The 18,636-nt window shown below is 47.0% G+C and carries 15 protein-coding genes; 7 read left to right on the top strand and 8 right to left on the bottom strand.

Translation table 11 applies throughout. The features are described from left to right. Nucleotides 1-60: 60 nt before the first annotated feature. From AC1DXC_RS07635 to holA, 3 genes are all read right to left on the bottom strand, one after another. Nucleotides 61-252 carry a hypothetical protein gene (locus AC1DXC_RS07635; RefSeq protein ID WP_477458554.1) on the bottom strand — a complete coding sequence of 64 codons (192 nt, stop codon included), beginning with the start codon at nt 250-252 and terminating at the stop codon, nt 61-63. Nucleotides 253-374: 122 nt separating this feature from the next. Further along, entirely contained in the window at nt 375-1,505 is a 1,131-nt protein-coding gene (locus AC1DXC_RS07630) for an acyltransferase family protein (protein WP_477458553.1), read from the bottom strand. 22 nt (nt 1,506-1,527) lie between these two features. Continuing rightward, nucleotides 1,528-2,550: a DNA polymerase III subunit delta gene (gene holA, locus AC1DXC_RS07625; RefSeq protein ID WP_477458552.1), complete on the bottom strand. Its 1,023-nt coding sequence runs from the start codon at nt 2,548-2,550 to the stop codon at nt 1,528-1,530. A gap of 162 nt (nt 2,551-2,712) precedes the next feature. On the opposite strand from holA, the gene AC1DXC_RS07620 reads away from it, so the two are divergent. Then, nucleotides 2,713-3,171 (top strand): type I restriction enzyme HsdR N-terminal domain-containing protein, encoded by a 459-nt coding sequence (locus AC1DXC_RS07620; protein WP_477458551.1) that lies wholly within the window; start codon nt 2,713-2,715, stop codon nt 3,169-3,171. A gap of 4 nt (nt 3,172-3,175) precedes the next feature. Here the strand turns inward: AC1DXC_RS07620 and AC1DXC_RS07615 are convergent, their stop codons facing one another. Both AC1DXC_RS07615 and AC1DXC_RS07610 read right to left on the bottom strand, forming a co-directional pair. After that, nucleotides 3,176-4,984 carry an ATP-binding protein gene (locus AC1DXC_RS07615; RefSeq protein WP_477458550.1) on the bottom strand — a complete coding sequence of 603 codons (1,809 nt, stop codon included), beginning with the start codon at nt 4,982-4,984 and terminating at the stop codon, nt 3,176-3,178. Nucleotides 4,985-5,093: 109 nt separating this feature from the next. Continuing rightward, nucleotides 5,094-7,736, bottom strand: coding sequence for a valine--tRNA ligase (locus AC1DXC_RS07610; protein WP_477458549.1), 2,643 nt, complete (start codon nt 7,734-7,736; stop codon nt 5,094-5,096). A gap of 694 nt (nt 7,737-8,430) precedes the next feature. Here AC1DXC_RS07610 and AC1DXC_RS07605 point away from each other — a divergent pair. From AC1DXC_RS07605 to AC1DXC_RS07590, 4 genes are all read left to right on the top strand, one after another. Next, entirely contained in the window at nt 8,431-11,061 is a 2,631-nt protein-coding gene (locus tag AC1DXC_RS07605) for a T9SS type B sorting domain-containing protein (protein ID WP_477458548.1), read from the top strand. Between the two features lie 119 nt (nt 11,062-11,180). After that, nucleotides 11,181-12,515 carry an MBL fold metallo-hydrolase gene (locus AC1DXC_RS07600; RefSeq protein WP_477458547.1) on the top strand — a complete coding sequence of 445 codons (1,335 nt, stop codon included), beginning with the start codon at nt 11,181-11,183 and terminating at the stop codon, nt 12,513-12,515. Between the two features lie 258 nt (nt 12,516-12,773). Then, nucleotides 12,774-13,133 carry a helix-turn-helix domain-containing protein gene (locus AC1DXC_RS07595; protein ID WP_477458546.1) on the top strand — a complete coding sequence of 120 codons (360 nt, stop codon included), beginning with the start codon at nt 12,774-12,776 and terminating at the stop codon, nt 13,131-13,133. 4 nt (nt 13,134-13,137) lie between these two features. Beyond that, nucleotides 13,138-13,539 carry a hypothetical protein gene (locus AC1DXC_RS07590; protein ID WP_477458545.1) on the top strand — a complete coding sequence of 134 codons (402 nt, stop codon included), beginning with the start codon at nt 13,138-13,140 and terminating at the stop codon, nt 13,537-13,539. 140 nt (nt 13,540-13,679) lie between these two features. Here the strand turns inward: AC1DXC_RS07590 and AC1DXC_RS07585 are convergent, their stop codons facing one another. After that, nucleotides 13,680-14,027 (bottom strand): MmcQ/YjbR family DNA-binding protein, encoded by a 348-nt coding sequence (locus AC1DXC_RS07585; protein WP_477458544.1) that lies wholly within the window; start codon nt 14,025-14,027, stop codon nt 13,680-13,682. A gap of 943 nt (nt 14,028-14,970) precedes the next feature. Between AC1DXC_RS07585 and pruA the strand changes: the two genes are divergently transcribed. Both pruA and AC1DXC_RS07575 read left to right on the top strand, forming a co-directional pair. After that, nucleotides 14,971-16,608, top strand: coding sequence for an L-glutamate gamma-semialdehyde dehydrogenase (pruA, locus tag AC1DXC_RS07580; RefSeq protein WP_477458543.1), 1,638 nt, complete (start codon nt 14,971-14,973; stop codon nt 16,606-16,608). Between the two features lie 127 nt (nt 16,609-16,735). Beyond that, the gene (locus AC1DXC_RS07575; protein WP_477458542.1) at nt 16,736-17,062 is read left to right on the top strand and encodes a hypothetical protein; all 327 of its coding nucleotides are present in this window, start codon (nt 16,736-16,738) and stop codon (nt 17,060-17,062) included. 56 nt (nt 17,063-17,118) lie between these two features. Here the strand turns inward: AC1DXC_RS07575 and can are convergent, their stop codons facing one another. Together can and AC1DXC_RS07565 are read right to left on the bottom strand one after the other, a co-directional pair. Then, nucleotides 17,119-17,784 (bottom strand): carbonate dehydratase, encoded by a 666-nt coding sequence (can, locus tag AC1DXC_RS07570; RefSeq protein WP_477458541.1) that lies wholly within the window; start codon nt 17,782-17,784, stop codon nt 17,119-17,121. Nucleotides 17,785-17,817: 33 nt separating this feature from the next. Continuing rightward, nucleotides 17,818-18,561, bottom strand: coding sequence for a YoaK family protein (locus tag AC1DXC_RS07565; protein WP_477458540.1), 744 nt, complete (start codon nt 18,559-18,561; stop codon nt 17,818-17,820). Nucleotides 18,562-18,636: the final 75 nt, after the last annotated feature.

Genomic DNA, 18,636 nt, shown 5'->3' with positions numbered 1-18,636 from the left:
TATGCAGTAAAAATGCTAAAAAGGCCCGATAAACGGAAATGCGAGCGGCCTTAAAAGCCCTTATTTCAGGTCTTTTTTGATAAACTTATGATATAAGTATTCGGCGTACCCCACGCTGAAATAATCGGGGAATTTCCAGTTGGGGTAATACTGCCGCTTAATGTATTTAAGGATGCTGAAGAATATTACGCCTAATATCAGCAACGCTGCAAGCGAAAATAAAATTATGATGATGGTAACTCCTGCGCTCATGATTACTGCTATGATGATTTCTCTAATATAATACTTATTCTTTATACGAATAAACAAAAAAGTAGTTGCATAATAGTGCAGGATTTTTTGCTTATTACTTACACCATTCGTATAGTTTGCTGTCAAAGCAGTTCAGCTGATGATTTTTTACGGTTTTTGATGATGCGATAACCTAGCCGTTGCATGGGCACCTCTATCAGTTTATAGGTTATGGATGATATTGCCACTGCCAACAGGCCCACCACAACGTACCGCACCGCAAAATTGGCCAGCGCGCTGGGCAGGTTGGTGGCGGCAAAATAATCTACAAGGTTATATTTCCCAAGCCAGTACAGCACTGCAAAGTGGCACAGATACACGCTATAGCTTACCTTGCCCAGGTAGATAATTACCGGGTTCACTATAAACCTAAACTCTTTTTTGCTTAGGGCTATAGCCAATACAAAAAAAGCAATGGTACACAATACGTTACCCGGCAGTATAACCACGCCTAAAATATTCATGAGCAAGGTGATTGCCATCGCCAAAATAACTGCCGGGCTAACCTTAAGTTTATAGCCATCGTTTATTACGAAATAGTATAATATCCCGAGGGCAAAAACAGGCATTTGAGTCGGCAAATAAAGGCGGGTGTACTCCAGCAGTATATCATCGTGCCCAACAACATATTTCCGCAGGGCAAAATCAAGCACGTACCTCAGGTATAGCGTTATCAGGAAAAACCAGGCGGCTTTTTGCGTACTGTTTATCAGGCGGAACAACAGCGGCAACAAGGCGTAGAACAGCACCTCGTTGGCAACGGACCAGCCGCCGGGCACCAACGTGTTCATCCACCAGGAATGAAAGCCATGCAACAATGCGAAATGCGAGATGATGTTGCCCGGGGTGTATGCCTGCAAACTGTTGCCCAGGTGGCCGTCGGTATCTTGCCACAGGTAATATATAATGGCCACGTAAAACATGGGGGCAATCCTAAAAAAGCGTCTCAGGTAAAAATTACTCAACGGCTCATGCTGCGCCCTTGCGCGCGCGTGCATGGAATGCATTAGTGTATAAGCGCTCACAAAGTAAAACAGGGCCACGCCGCTGCTGCCGTTCAGGATGACGTATTTTACGAATGTAGTTAAATGCTGATTATTGCCGTTTTGCCCGCAATGTACCATTATCACCCCCAAAATGGCCAGGCCACGCAGCGCATCTACATATTTCAGCTTCAATGGATCGGGTGCTGCGGTCGGTTTTGCCTCGGTCATATTTAATAATTGGTGAAGCAGGTTAATGCAATATCTTAAACATTAGTTCTTTCATCAGCCCGCCGGCGCCGGTGTTAGATTCTACCCCTTTACTCTTGAGGTCGTACTCGCGCAGGTAGCTAATCACCTGAAAGGTTTTGCCGAGGTTGTAGCCACGGGCGGCCTGTTCATAGTCTTTTAAAAAATAAGGGTTTACGCCAAGCTCGCGTGCAAGGTTCTGCGGCGATTTATCTTTTACGTAATGATAGGCCAGCACCTTGCTGAAAAAGTTGTTGAGGTTGCCTAAAACCAGTACTATGGGGTTGGCTTTGGGGTTGGCCTCAAAGTAGTTTACAATTTGGTTTACCTTGTAGGCATCCTTTTTGGTGAGTGCCGCCTGCAGCTCGAATACGTTATACTCCTTACTAATGCCGATGTTATCGTGGATGTGTTTTAGGGTAATCTCATCGCCCGCGGCGATGTTCAGCATCAGCTTATCCAGTTCGTTGGCTATTTTAGATAGGTCGTTGCCCAGGTACTCTGCCAGCATGGCCGAAGCCTGCGTGTTGATGCGGTATTTCCTATCCGCAATGTAACCCTCTATCCAGCCCGGTATTTTGTTATCATACAAAGCAGCAGATTCGAATATCAGCCCCTTTTTATCTATGGCTTTATAAGTCTTCTTGCGTTTGTCGAATTTGCCGTATTTGTAGCAAAAAACCAATATGGTGCTTGGCAGCGGATTCTCCAGATAGGCCAGCAAGGGGTTTATACTCTTTTTGTCATCGTCATCCCGGCCCCATTTCATATCCTGGGCCTCTTTCACCATCACCACCTGGTAATCGCTCATCATGGGGTAACGCTTGGCAGCGTTGATGGCGGTCATCACATCGGTATCCTTGCCATACAATACGGTTTGGTTAAAACCTTTCTCCCCATCAGATAGTACATGATGCTCGATGTAGTTGCTCACCAGGTCTATAAAATACGGCTCCTCGCCGTGCAGCAGGTACAGCGGCTTAAATTTGCGGGCCTTAAGGTCTTTTATAATTTCGGGAGCAGTCATTCTAAGTTAAAAGTCAAAAGTAAAAACTGCGAAGCACTCTTGAGCACCAAAACGAAAATAATAATAAGCGAAAAATTTAAAAGCCCTTGTTTGTGGAAAGATAAACAGGCCACCAATCACCTTTTAAATTTTTACTTTTTAATTTTGACGTTTAACTTTCCTATGGAATTGCTGCTACCGCTCAATCTGCCGCCCTACCCCTTTAAGCTTACCGAACATGCGGGGCAACTGAGCGTTTTCGACGAGTTGCGCAAGCGCAGCATCGTCCTCACGCCCGAAGAGTGGGTGCGGCAACATTTTGTGCAATACCTTATCAAGCATAAGCTGTACCCAAAATCGCTTATCAAACTGGAGGGGGGCCTAAAATTGCATGGCATGGCCAAACGATCGGACATCGTGGTGCACAATTCATCGGGCGAGAAAATTTTACTGGTAGAATGCAAGGCACCTTCGGTAGCTATTAGCCAGGCCACGTTCGACCAGGCGGCGCGATATAATATGGTGCATAAGGTAGGTTTATTGGTGGTAACCAATGGCCTCAGCCACTATTATTGCCGTATCGATCGTGAAAACCAATCTTACCGTTTTTTAGAGGAGTTGCCTTCTTATAAAGAATTATAGGGGATTACACGGCTGTTTTGGCAACCAGGTTCTGTATTTTTTCCATCAGTTCATCGGGCTTAAACGGCTTGGCTACATAATCATCCATACCTGCGGCGGTTACCTGGTCCTTAATATCGAACAGGGCCGATGCGGTAAGCGCGATGATAGGGATATTTGCCTTAGTAGGATCGGGCATTTTGCGTATCTCTATAGTTGCATCGAAGCCGTTCATTATAGGCATCTGCAAATCCATCAGGATGATATCGAAGTTGCCGTATTGCATAATCTCTACGGCGCGTTCGCCATTCTCGGCAATAGTGGGTACTATCTTCCACTTGCTGAACAGCTTCTTCATCAACATTACGTTAACCGGGTTGTCTTCGGCTATCAGCACGCGCAGGCTTTCATATTCAAACGTATCGCCATCTATTGCTGCCTGCGTTATTTGTTGTTTTTGCACCGGTGCTGCAATCGCTTCGGTAGATACCGGGAATTCTATATTGAATGAAAATTCCGAGCCCTGGTTAATTACACTATGCACATGCATTTTAACGCCCTGCAGTTCCAGCAGACGTTTGACGATAGCCAGACCCAGGCCGGTACCTCCATATTGACGGGTAGTGGTGATAGATTCCTGCGTAAAGGGCTCGAAGATGCTCTGGAGGTTTTCTTTCTTGATGCCTATGCCTGTATCTTTTACCGAAAAGCTTACGGTAATGTTGTTGTGGCGGTCTTCTATGCAGGTTACCCTAACCCATACACTGCCTGCAGAAGTAAACTTGATGGCATTGCTGGTAAGGTTGAAGATGATTTGCGTTAGCCGGGTAGGGTCGCCAAAAACCACCTTGCGGCGCAGCGCGCTATCTATATCCAGCTTAAACAGCAAGCCTTTTTCTTCGGCCTTCATAATCTGGCCGCCGCAGATGTTATGCAACAGATCTACCAGGTTGAACTTTATCTTCTCGAATACGATTTTTCCCGATTCAATCTTGTTGAAATCGAGCACGTCGTTTACGATGGCGAGCAGATTATTGGCCGAAAATTTCAATATATCCAGGTTCTCGCCCTGATCTGGCCGCGGGTTATTCATCATCAGCAGGTTGCTCATGCCAATAACGGCGTTAAGCGGCGTGCGTATCTCATGCGACATGGTGGAGAGGAAATCCGACTGCACCTGGCTTGATTTCTCGGCCTTCTCTATCGCTTTCTCGAATTTGATGTTCAGTGCCGCCTGCTCCTCGCCCGTGGCTTTAAGCTCCTGGATATTCTTGAGGAAGGCCGTATAAAAGTGGCTCTGTATAAATATAATGAGGATGAAGTTGGCAAAAACACCGATGATGATGGTGGCCTCGTCTACCTTTTCGGGTTTAAAATCGATGTAATAGTTATGATCGTAAACCATTACCAGGAAAATAAGCACCGGCAACAGGTTAAGCAGCGAATAAAACATGCCCCAGTTTTGTCCCAGCATATAAAAGCTAAACACAACCACCAGGATGATAATCTGGATAACGATGATGTTTACCTCCTGCATCACCACAAATACCGTAGATAAATTTACGATGGTGCCCAGGATAAGCAGTATGTGCGATATCCGCTGCCAATGGGGCTTAAAGGTGAGGTATTTAAATAAAGCCGCCACGCAGAACATCAATATGCCCGATGTTGCGCTTAGGAGCGGCAAGCCCTGCAGGTACACGCTCAGGAACAAGGCGCAAAGCGCTACGAACACTAAAATAAAACCATAATAAAGCAAACGGATACGCGCCTGATCGAGGATCGACAGGTCTCGTGTAAGTATTTTATCAATAGAGAAATTAAAGAAATTCACATTCAATACTTTACGGGCGTTTGGCTCAATTAATTGATGTTAGATTTTCGGCGTTTTAAGATACGAAATATTCCAATCATAAATCATAAACAGCCTTAACTTCATACAATTAACCTGCCAATCCGCGCAAGTTATCTTCCACCGTTTTCAGTTTCGATTCTGCATCCGCTTTCTTTTTCAATTCATTTTCTATTATCTCTGGTTTGGCGTTCGCCATGAAACGTTCGTTACTTAGTTTGGCGTTTACCGATTTTAAGAAACCGATAAGGTATTCCCGCTCCTTTTCGAGGCGTTCTTTTTCTGCCTCAACATCTATTTCTATATTCAAAGCAACGTAAAACTCATCAGTACCTGCAATGAAGTTTACGGCTCCGGCCAAGGCCTCATTTACAACCGATAGTTCTACGATATTCCCTAAATGCTTAATAACCGGCTCGTATTTTTTATAATCGATTGCCGAATTAATTTTAACCGCAAGCGGCAAAGCTTCTTTTGGCGAAAGCTGTTTAGCGTTGCGCACGTTACGTATTTGTGCAATTGCCTGCTGGATTACTTCTATCTCGGCAACCAGCTGCGTATTTATTTCCCCAATGCTGGGTAATTGCGCCACAATACAGCAATCTAAAGCCTCGCGTTCGCCAAAAAGCTCATCATGCCATAGCTCCTCGGTCAAGAAAGGCATAAAAGGGTGAAGCACCTTTAGGATGTTTTGGAAAAAATTGATAGTAGCTGCGTACGTTTCGGCATCGATGCTTTGCTTTTCGGCACCGGGTTGGTAAACAGGTTTCACCATCTCCAGGTACCAAGCGCAGTAATCGTCCCAAACCAATTTGTAGGTAGCCATCAACGCTTCAGACAGGCGGTATTGCTTAAAGTCGTCTTCTATCTGTACCAGGGCCTGGTTAAAGCGGCTCTCGAACCATTCTATGGCAATCTGATTTTTATTCGGCAGGCTTGTATCTACCGCCCAACCTTGTATCAGTTTAAACGAGTTCCATATTTTATTGGCGAAGTTGCGGCCCTGTTCGCAATAGCTTTCGTCGAACATCAAATCGTTACCTGCGGGCGAGCAAAGCAGCATACCCACGCGCACGCCATCGGCACCGTATTTAGCCATCAGCTCCAAAGGATCGGGCGAGTTGCCCAGGGATTTGGACATTTTGCGGCCCAGCTTATCCCTTACAATGCCCGTTAGGTACACGTTGCTGAAAGGCTTTTGCCCCCTCAATTCGTGGCCCGACATAATCATCCTGGCCACCCAGAAGAATAATATCTCCGGCGCGGTAACCAGGTCGTTGGTTGGGTAGTAATAGTTTATCTCGGCATTATCAGGGTTGCGCACGCCATCGAACACCGAAATAGGCCATAGGCCCGATGAGAACCAGGTATCCAGTACGTCATCTTCCTGACGCAAATCGGCAAGGGTGTAAGCAGGGTTCTTTAATTTAGCCTCCTCCAAAGCCTCCTCAATAGTTTTAGCCACAACGTACTCGCCGGTGGGCAGGTAGTAGGCCGGTATTTGCTGACCCCACCAAAGCTGGCGGCTGATGTTCCAGTCGCGCACGTTCTCCATCCAATGGCGGTAGGTGTTGATGAATTTCTCGGGGATGAGTTTTACATCGCCATCCAAAACGTAATCCAACGCGGGCTTTGCCATCTCCTGCATCTTGCAGAACCATTGCATGCTCAGCTTAGGTTCTATTACCGCGCTGGTGCGCTCGCTCACGCCAATCTGCGAGGTGTAATCCTCGGTTTTGGCTAAGGCGCCGGCATCTTCCAGCAATACCGCAATTTTTTTGCGGGCGGCAAAGCGGTCCTCGCCTATAAGTATCTGCGCTTTTTCGTTCAGGGTGCCATCATCATTCAAAATATCGATGATAGGCAGGTTATGCTTTTGGCCCAGGGCGTAGTCGTTCAGATCGTGCGCGGGGGTAACCTTTAAACAGCCGGTACCAAAATCCATGGTAACGTATTCGTCCAGTATCACCGGTATCTCGCGGTTGATGAGCGGAATGAATACCGTTTTGCCATGCAGGTGCGTGTAACGCTCGTCGTTAGGGTTTACGCAGATAGCCGCATCCGCCATAATGGTTTCGGGGCGGGTGGTGGCGATAGTGAGATATTCAGACTCGACTCCGGCAAGATAATATCGTATATAATAAAGCTTCTGATTTACCTCCTTACGGATAACTTCCTCGTCGCTAACGGCGGTTTTGCCTTGCGGGTCCCAGTTGATCATGCGCACGCCGCGGTATATCAAACCCTGTTTGTGCAGGCGGATGAAGTAATCGATAACAGCTTCGCTCATGTCATCGTCCATGGTAAACCTGGTACGTTCCCAATCGCAGGATGCGCCGAGTTTCTTCAACTGCTCCAGTATGATGCCGCCGTATTTATCTTTCCATTCCCAGGCATATTTCAGGAACTCCTCGCGGGTGATGTCTTTTTTGTTGATGCCGCGCTCTTTCAGCATGGCTACCACTTTAGCTTCGGTAGCGATGCTGGCGTGATCCGTACCCGGTACCCAGCAAGCATTCTTGCCCTTCATACGGGCGCGGCGGATGAGTACATCCTGTATGGTATTGTTTAGCATATGCCCCATGTGCAGCACGCCGGTAACATTTGGCGGCGGTATCACAATGGTGTACGGCTCGCGCTCATCGGGCACCGAGCGGAAAAAATTGTGTTGCAACCAGTAACTGTACCACTTTTCTTCGGCTTCTTTTGGGGAGTATGTTTTAGCAATAATCATAGCCCGCAAAAATACGTATTTGCGCCAAATTGTTAGGGCTTAATGCAGATTGAGTTTGAGGGGGCTTTTAGGTTTTAATTCCCCTCTCGAGAGGGGGCGGGCGGGGTTGAGCGAGAGCAGGGGTGTGTTCGCCACCATGCAAACGGCTTAATGCATAGCGTAAAACACACCCCTCCACCCCTGTGGCTGTTGCACAACTAATGGAGTAAATTATAAAGTTCAAAAAAATGCGGATCAACTCCCTGAGGTTTGGATATGCAAAAATCAACGAAGGCTTGTTCGTCTATATGCTAATCTCAGCGGGTCAAATACTCACAAAATGCTATCCGTTCCCACTTGGTCGAGTTGTGCAACAGCCACCCCTCTCAAGAGGGGAATCGCACACTCCCGCGCTTTTTAATGGTTTGAAACACTCGACATTCGGCGCTCATCACTATTAAGAATGAGTATTTATAAACCTCAGCGATAATAATTTACCTGCAAGGCAGTTTATAAAATATACCGCAGCACAGATATGAAAACAATCCCGTTAAATCGTTTCCTGGCAGCTTTGCTTAAATTATCGAGGTTATCGGTAGTGGTGAGGTGGTTTAATAAGTAATTTCCGCTTCCTGGGGGCTGTCTAAAACCGTCGAAATTCCACATTATGTTCTATTAATTGTTTAAATTCGGCGCACAAACTTTATCACCCGTGTTGCGCTATCTTTTATTGGCTATATGCCTTATCTCTTTTTTTGATGTGCGCGGGCAGCAGGATATGGATCTGCACCTAACCTCTACTTTTTTATCCGGCAAAAATATAATCAAGGTAAAGCGCAATTTCTACGATCCGTATTTGTGGGTGCTGGCCGAACATAACGAGGTGTATCGGATTAATAGCATCACTAAAACGGTAGATGATTTCACAAGCACGTTTAGCGCTTACAACGCATACCAGTTTATAGATATTGCAGGGCGCAGCGCCGATACCGTTTATATTGCAACCAACTCGCCGGATATTATAGAATATAAAAAGGGCGTATTCAGAAAAATTGGCCCGGCCGATGGGGTACCCGGCATTGTTAATTCGATAGGTATAGATTATACCGGAAGTTATCTGGCTGATAACAGTGTGGGTATGGGCGGAAGATGGGAGGCAAATTCCTTATTAATAGGCACTAACAACGGCATGTGCCATTACGATTATAAAACAGGCCTGATGTTGCCTTACTCTTCGCATGTGCCCGCCCGGGTTTTCGAAACCACCTACCGGTCAGAGATGTTTAGCGATCTGGAATTTGGCACTTATGACGATGATGCCATACAATACCCGGCTATTGAGCTCACTGACAATACCTACGGGGGCTTTCTATGGTACGGCCCGCACAACAATTACGGCAACAACCTTTACGCAGCCTATTATACCGACGGCGTTGTAAAAGATGATCAGCTATACACTTCCCTCATAGGGATTTTCATAAACCAATACTGGGGTACCGAGAATGGGCTTTTTCAAAACAACAGGGTGTATTCAAGGCATTCCTCTATGGCGCAGATGCATTACCTGGATGGCATCAAAACCAATAAGATAACTTCTATTTTAGGTTTGCGCGCCTTTGGTACCAGCTATGATGCCGGCTTGATTAAAGAAAACTTATTGGTAGGTACCGATGAGGGCTTGTACTTTAGTAATTCCGGGTATCAAAAATTTACGCCGGGGCCGCTAAACAAATATTCCTTTTTTCATTACGATGCGCTGGGCAACACTGTTATAAACGATATATGTGTTAATGCTACCTCTTACACAAAACCGGTTTGCGAAGATGGCATTTGGGTTGCAGCCGTAAACGGACTGTACTTATTAACGCCCGATTTTGGCCCTTACGTAGATCCGGCTACAACATTAAACGCCGCACAGTTTGAGGGGCAATCGTTTCAAGTGCATGAAATGGAAATATGCGATAATACAACTATAACCGCCTATATAGCCCCCTACACCTTTAGCGGTGAAGCGCTCCAGTGGTACAGAAACGGGCAGGAACTACCAAATGAGAGCCATAACAAATTAACAATAACGCAATCCGGCGAGTACTATGCCGTTTTGTACGACCCATGCTCGACCGTACATTTTGAAAGTAACCGGCTAAAGGTAAAAGTAGTATCGTCGCCTGTTTTTGCATTTAACTATGCCAACCATATCGATTTTTGCGAAGGCAACACAGCTACGCTAAAAACTGATGATAACCCGGTTTATCAATACCGCTGGTACACCAACGGTACATTAAACGGCAACCAAACCGCTATTTTAAATGTAACCCAAAACGGTAAATACAAACTGGAGGTAAGCGCCTGCAACAATAACTGGGTGGGCACCAACGAGGTGGAAGTGAATTTTATTACCATAGCCCAGCCGGTGATAACAGCCAATAAACCTGTATACTGTGCGGGCGATAATGCTACCCTCTCCATCAATTTCAATAACGACGGTAATTACACCATACAATGGTACAAGGATGGCGTACCGATAAGCGCCAGTACCAACAAAACCGCTATTATAGTTTCCGAAGCCGGCAACTATACTGTTGGGATAAGCAGTAATTTGACTACCTGCAGCAAAACTTCAGGTATTTTCAACTTAGCATTTGAGCAGCCTCCTGCAATAACCATCAGGCAGATATCGGGATCGTCTCTTTGCTCCGGCCAAACCGTTACACTACAGGCGAGCTATTCCGGCAGCAAAATTACCTGGGCAAGCGGGCAAACCACCGATAAGATAAGCGTTACCCAAAGCGGTACCTACACGGCTACTACTACAACCGCAGCAGGTTGCACAAACACGGCTTTGTTCCCTGTCCAATTTTTTCCGCTTCCGGAGCTTTCTGTGCCCGATGCCGCATTTTGCCAGTTTACTGATAAAAGTGTTACGCTTACCGCCCCGGCGGGTTTTTCCACTTATAACTGGAATGGCCAACCCGGTACCGGCACTTTTTCTACCAATAAACTGGGGCCGGTAACCCTAACGGTAACCGATAATAACGGCTGCCAGGCCACGCAAACCATCAATATCAGCAGCAATTGTACCGATATACATATTCCAAACACCTTCACACCCAATGGCGACGGAACAAACGATGCCTGGACAATAGCAGGACTGGAGGGCTATTTAGCCATATCAGTAAGGGTTTACAATCGCCTGGGCAGTACCGTTTTTGAACAAAATTCTTATGTAACGCCCTGGAATGGCACCTATAAAGGCAAAAAGCTGCCGGCCGGCGTTTATTATTACGTTATCAATATCAAAGATAGCAAGCAGTTGCTAAGCGGGTATGTAAGTATCCTCTATTAGCAACATCGTACGCTTTTGCCATTGAATTGCCTTGCTGTAACAAATATCTTTACCTCCATCCAACATTCCCCTCCCCTATCATTTCGCGCTAAACATTATCTTTGCGGCCATTATTCGCTATGATAGTTAACCAGTTTTACGATAAGGGTTTGGCCCATGCATCATACGCCATCATACGCAATGGCCGCATGGTGGTGATAGACCCTGCCCGCGATCCGCAGCCTTACTACGATTTTGCCAGCATACACGGCGCCGATATTTTGGGCGTGATAGAAACCCACCCCCATGCCGATTTCGTGAGCTCGCACCTGGAGATTCACCAAACCACCGGCGCGGTTATCTACGTAAGCAAGCTGGCAGGCGGCACTTTTCCGCACCAAACTTTCGACGATGGCGACGTAATACAACTGGACGATATCAAGCTGAAGGCCATCAACACCCCCGGCCACTCACCCGATTCTATCTGCATTTTGCTGGAGGATGAGAAAGGCCGCGACTGCGCCGTATTTACCGGCGACACCCTCTTTGCCGGCGATGTCGGTCGCCCCGACCTGCGCGAGACCGCAGGCAACATCACCGCCAAAAAAGAAGAACTTGCCCGCGATATGTACCACAGCACCCGCGAAAAGCTTATGGTGCTACCCAAAGACGTTACCGTTTACCCGGCGCACGGCCCCGGCTCGCTCTGCGGCAAAAGCATGAGTCCTGATCTGCAGACCACCATTGGCAAGGAGCTGCGCGAAAACTACGCCCTGCAACTGATGGACGAACTGAAATTTGTGCAGACCCTTTTGGCCGACCAGCCTTTTATGCCCAAATACTTCGGTTACGACGTTGAGTTGAACAAAACCGGCGCACCAGGCTTTGAGGAGAGCATAAATCATGTTAAAAAGGTGGACAGCAATACCGAATTAGAGAAAGGCATCGTCATCATAGATACCCGCGCTAACGCATTGTTCCGCAAGCGCCATGTAAAAGGCAGCATCAACCTGCAGGATGGCGAAAAATTCGAGACCTGGCTGGGCTCCATAGTTGCGCCGAACGAACCTTTTTACCTGATTGCCAATACGGATGAGGACCTGGATACGATGATCCGCAAGGCGGCAAAGATAGGCTACGAACGAAACATCAAAGCGGCCCTGCTCATGCCGGAGGATGCTATTGAGAAATCTGCTTCTTTCGACGAAGCAGCATTTAAGGCCGACACCTCTAAATACACCATTATCGATGCCCGCAACCGCGCCGAGATTAATGCAGGCATGCTGTTTGCCGATGCGCTGACCATTCCCCTGCCCGAATTACGCGAACGGCTAAGCGAAATCCCGACCGGCAAACCCATCGTGGTGCATTGCGCCGCCGGCTATCGCTCTGCCGCCGCAGCCAGCATCATCGCCGCCAAAATAAAGGCCGTACCGGTTTATGATTTAAGCGAAGCGGTGAAGGAGTTTATTTAGTCGATGGTCCATAGTCCATAGCAAAAAACCATTTTCCGCTATGGACTGTTTATTGTAGCCAAACATCAATTTTCATTTTTCCATGGACTATCGACCATAGACTATGGACTATACTATAACCAAACATCAATTTTCATTTTTCCATGGACTATCGACCATAGACTATGGACTTCGCGATAGCCAAACATCAATTTTTATTTTTCTATGGACTATTGACCATAGACTATGGACTATTTACTATAATTGCAGCCGAAGATTATGTCGGACGACGCAGTTGTAAAACGGATTAAGGTTATTGTGAAGGAGCATGGCGGGCAGCTTGCACTTGCAAACGCTATTGGAGTCGACCAAGGGTTCATCAGCAAGGTAATCAACAAAAAGCAGGACATCAGCTACTACCTCATCCGCAAACTGTGTTTCCAACTTAAATACTCTCCCGAGTGGCTCATCCTGGGTACCGGCGAAAAAAATATCCACAAGCCCGAATCGGCCAAGCTCATCACCGAAATACAGATGCTACGCACCGAGGTAGATATCCTCCACGCCCGCATGCGCGCCTATGAACTGGAACTGCAGGAAATTAAACAGGTTGCCGGGCAGCAAAAGGCGGCGGGATAAACCTATGGGAAAAAAAACGCTCACATGGGCTTTGAGGCTGGTTGCAGTAGCAGGCACTATTTATTGTATCATAGCGTATTTAGAGTTAAGGGCATCATCAGACAGCATATCTAAAAGGATATCCTATACGTTCGTAACAAAAGTACTGAATGCTGGCAGGGGCCACCACACCGACGTGAAGATCCTCTATAAGGATAGTGTGTATCTGGTTGGCCTCCTACCTGCTAATTATGATAAGATAGATAAGGGCATTTTACCAAATCTTTACTATTCGGAGCGGAAAGATTACGTATTTGATAAAGACACTGAACTCCGCACACGGCCCTGGGGGGTAGTTATATGCCTGGCTAACTTCATCTTGACATTTTTGCCCTTAGAAGAATGGGAGCGGAAACTCCGTGAGTAGTAATCGCTACCTCCGGGCTGCTGTAAGTGTTTCGCTTCGCGAGTGAGAAACAAAATCCGGCTATCGGTTTACACTTTTAATGATTAATCCTGCTGTAGGTTTACACGGCAGAGTTGGCTTGGCCGCTGCTGCGGGGTGTTTTATAAACCCAGCCCCTTTTTTATTTTTGCCGGAAGCTTCGCCGCTATCAGCCTGTACGATTGTTTGATATAATGCTCCCATTCCTGGTGGCTCAGCGTGCTGATATCTTTTGCCAGCACCCATTTATAGCGGGCAATGTAGGGCTGTGGCTCCAGTCCGTCCTTAGCAATAATGGCTTCAAAATCTTCATCGGGTACTTTAAACGATGCCGAGGGCGGAGAACTATCCGGCGAGGTGAACAGGAAGGTTTTATCACCAACGTTAAAACACAGGTGGTTTTCCAGCTTAATATCTTCGGTTACGCCGGGCAGGCTATGGCAAATAGTTTGCAGGGTTTCGATATCCATAACAGGGCGGATTGGTTGATGCAAGGTAGGGAAAAATTTCTGAGGGGTGATGGAAATGATAACGCCGAGCATAGGCCGATTCTCCCTAACTGTGGAGGATTTTCTCAATTCCCGCTTTGTGGTCCGTATGCAAGCTTGCCAATTGCAAGGCTTGGCTTGCCGATGATTGCTTCGTGCCTTGCAAAGACGATATGGTGAGCATTGCGGCGAATAGATGCTTCGTTCCTCAGCATGACAAGGATTTCTGAGCACAAGCCCGCGTTACCTAAACCCGATAGCAGCGGAAAGCCCGCTTCTATCAGCGGCTTGGAGTGGATAGCGGGGCCGGCGCATCAAAAGAACCACAGCCCTTGCTTTTCTAAACGTCTGAACGTTGATGAGCCTGATTTAAGGATTAGCCTGATGTACCGCCATCAAGGGAATCAAATAATCATGCGAATCAAGGTTCAGACACTGCGCCTTACGGCCACTTATCCTATTCGCGGTTGCCGCGCTATCGCCCGCAATGAACGATGTGCTGAGCGTTGCGTCCATGTAGAACACTGTAAACCCAATGCCGGACTAAATTTAAAGTGTAAACCCTTATCAGGATTATTCATCAAAAGGGTCAACTTATTTCAGGACGATACAGTTACCTGTTCCAAAAAGGTGTTCCACCTCAAAAAAGCGAACAAAGCAGCATTTGCTTAACCTATTAATAATAAACAAATTACAAGGTTTATATCAACAATAGGGGTGTTCCAAAGTGTTCCACGAAAAACTGCAACTATCTGATTATCAACACTAATTTGAAAATAAGTGTCCCACTTGCGAAGTGGAACACTTACGGCAAAACTGTTCCTATCATTCGCCCGTCACAAAAGCTTTCTGCTACGCGAACATTTGGCACATATTCGCACATCTGCACATTTCCCCCTATCTTTGCACCTTTAAATTATTACCTATGTTAAAAGGATTTTTTAATGTTCCGGCGCCGGTAAACGAGCCTGTTTTGAACTACGGCCCGCGCAGCGTGGAACGTGCGGCGCTTAAAGCCGCCCTTGCCGATGCCCGCGCACAGCAACTGGATATACCTATGTACATTGGCGCGAATGAAGTGCGCACCGGGAAACTGGTAGAGCTTCGCCCGCCGCATGATCATAAACACCTTTTGGGCGTGTTCCACTATGGTGATAAAACACACGTTACCGCCGCTATCGATGCAGCCCTTGCCGCTAAAGCCGACTGGGAAAAACTGCCATGGGAGCAGCGTGCTGCTATATTTTTAAAAGCCGCCGACCTGATTGGCGGCCCCTACCGCTATAAACTGAACGCCGCCACCATGCTTGGCCAAAGCAAGAATGCTTACCAGGCAGAGATTGATTCGGCTTGCGAACTGATAGATTTCCTGCGCTTCAACGTGCAATACATGACGGAGATTTACGCTCAGCAGCCCCCCGTATCGGGCAAAGGCGTTTGGAACCGCTTGGAGCAAAGGCCTTTGGAGGGCTTTGTTTTTGCGCTTACGCCGTTCAACTTTACGGCTATTGCGGGCAACCTGCCGGCCAGTGCCGCCATGATGGGTAACGTTGTGGTTTGGAAACCTGCCGATACGCAGGTGTACGCAGCCAACGTTATTATGCAGATTTTTAAAGAAGCCGGTGTGCCGGATGGTGTGATCAACCTCATTTATGCTGACGGCCCCGAAGTAGGTGAGGTAGTATTCAACCACCCCGATTTTGCGGGCATCCACTTCACCGGTTCTACAAAGGTTTTCCAGCATATCTGGCAAACTATCGGTACCAATATCCACAAATACAAAACTTACCCGCGGATAGTAGGCGAAACCGGCGGTAAAGATTTTGTGCTGGCTCACCCCAGCGCCAATGCCGATGCGGTTGCCGTTGCGCTGTTACGCGGCGCGTTCGAATACCAGGGACAGAAATGCTCGGCCGCATCCCGTGCTTACATCCCGGCAAGCATTTGGCCAGCGGTAAAAGAGCACATGCAGCGCGAAATGGCCACCTTTAAAATGGGCCCTACCGAAGATTTTGAGAATTTCATCAATGCCGTTATCAGCGAAGCAAGCTTTGATAAGCTGGCTAAATACATCGACGCTGCCAAAAAGGACGATGGCGTAGAAATTATCGCCGGCGGCAGTTACGATAAGAGCCAGGGCTGGTTCGTGCAGCCAACCGTGCTGCAGGTACAGGACCCGTTTTATGTGACCATGTGCGAAGAACTCTTCGGCCCGGTACTCACCATCTACGTTTACGAAGATGACAAATGGGACGAGACGCTGAGCATCATCGATAAAACATCCATCTACGCCCTTACCGGTGCAGTGTTGTCGCAAGATCGTTATGCCACTGCCGATGCTACCTACAAGCTGCGCAATGCTGCGGGTAACTTCTACATCAACGATAAGCCAACCGGTGCCGTAGTAGGCCAGCAGCCATTCGGCGGTGCCCGCGGAAGCGGTACTAATGATAAAGCAGGCTCGATGATCAACCTGTTGCGCTGGGTATCACCGAGGACGATTAAAGAAACCTTTGATTCGCCGAAGGATTACAGGTATCCGTTTTTGGAAAAAGAAGTTTAGTCTTCATAGAGACAAGAGGTCAAGAATCAAGAGACAAGATAAAAACCAAAAGCCCAATTCTGGTAAGGAATTGGGCTTTTGGCTTTAAACATATTTATCTTTACCACATAAAAGCCAAACCTTAATTATGTGGAATACAGATACACTTTGGGTAGAAGTAGCCGTTGTGACTACATTTTTCCTCCTCGGGCATATTTATTTCGGGCATTTTGAAGAGCGCAGCCCCAAGTGGCGTAAGCTGCTAAAGTATATTATCACTTTAGCCATCATCATTTGTATTTCCAATTATGCCGGGCGAATTTATGCTTTCGGACTAATGGGATTGGCATTAATACCGGTTATTTATATTCATGGCATAGTCCTCCCCAAAAAAGGCATCAACGGCTGGACGGGCGAACCCAAAGCCAAATACTACGAATTCAGGGGCTGGAGCAAAGATATCTTCAATAAATAAAATCAGTCTTGATTATTATTTCTTGTCTCTTGATTCTTATCTCTTGACTCTTGCTTCTACTTCTCGAACCTAAACACCTCATCCAGCTTTGAGTTGTTGTTGGCGCTAACTTTCATGTCGGTGATGATACCGGTAGCCAGGCTATACACCCAACCATGCACGTTCAACTCCTGCCCGTTTTGCCAGGCGTTTTGCACGATGGAGGTTTTGCAGAGATTACTTACGTTTTCTATTACGTTCAGCTCAACCAGGCGGTCGGCACGGTCGGTTTCGTCTTTAATAGCATCTAATTCGCGGGCGTGCACGCGGTAAACATCCTTAATGTGCCGCAACCAGTTGTCTATAAGTCCAAATTGTTTGTTGCTCATGCTGGCGATAACGCCGCCGCAGCCGTAGTGCCCGGTTACAATTACGTGGCGCACCTGCAATACGTTAACGGCATAATCCAATACGCTCAGCATGTTCATATCGGTATGTATCACCATATTGGCAATATTGCGGTGCACGAATATCTCACCCGGATTGGTATTGGTTATCTGGTTGGCCGGTACGCGGCTATCTGCGCAGCCAATCCACAAAATTGGCGGCTTTTGGCCATTGGCCAGGGTAGTAAAATAATCAGGGTCTTCCTGCAGGGTTTCTTCAACAAAGCGGCGGTTGCCCTCCAGCAGGCTTTCGTAGGTGATATGGCTGGTATCGTGTATCAGGTTTTTAGCGCACATAGTATGATATAATAGGTAGTTTTTTGTTTTTATTTATGCCGATGCTTTGCTTCGCGAAAATAGCCGCATCAGTTTATGCAGCGCGATAGGCGAAAGATCGTAGTACAAAATTGTTAAAAGTATTGCAGGTAAAAAATAAAATATAGCAAAATCAAACAAGTCGAACAGGTAGCCGCCTGCCAGGCATCCCACAAAATAAAACCCCAGCACCGTAGTGCGGATGTACACCTTGTGGCGGGTAGTTTCGGTAACGTTTTTCCGGGCATGCACCCAGTCGGCAATGTCGCCGCCAAGGTCGGTAAACAACCCGGTGAGGTGCGATGATTTGATGAGCCCGCCCGATATGGTAGATACCAAACTATTCTGCAAACCCATAGCAAACAGGATGGCCGCTATTACAATTTCGCGCTCGGTTTGCGTTTCCTTATAAAAGTTATGCCCATAAATGGCCACGAAAAGCAGGATAACAGTTTCGATGATGATGGGGATAGAATGCGCTCTATAATAGCTTTTACCCTCATAGGTACGCACTATATAGGTGGCCAAAAATGCACCGAAGAAGAACATCCCCAGCCAGATGGCGAAGATGAGTATCTCCCAAAAATTCTGCTCTACCATGTGCCTTGCCAAATTGGCCACATGCCCGGTAATATTGGAGGTAAAAGCCAAAAAGGCTACTACGCCGGCCACATTGGTAATGCCCGACACCATTGCTGTGGACGAAGCTAGCAACAAATTCCCGCGCAGGGTACGTTCTGTTTTCGATTGGCGGAGCATGTTTTGAGGGCTATTGACTAGTAAGCATTGTGCCCCATAAACATATATAAATTATGCCGGATATCTGAACCTTGA

The sequence above is a fragment of the Mucilaginibacter sp. P2_D11 genome, assembly GCF_056404435.1.
The sequence above is the reverse complement of the archived record's forward strand: the minus strand, read 5'-3'. Positions and strand labels throughout refer to the sequence as shown.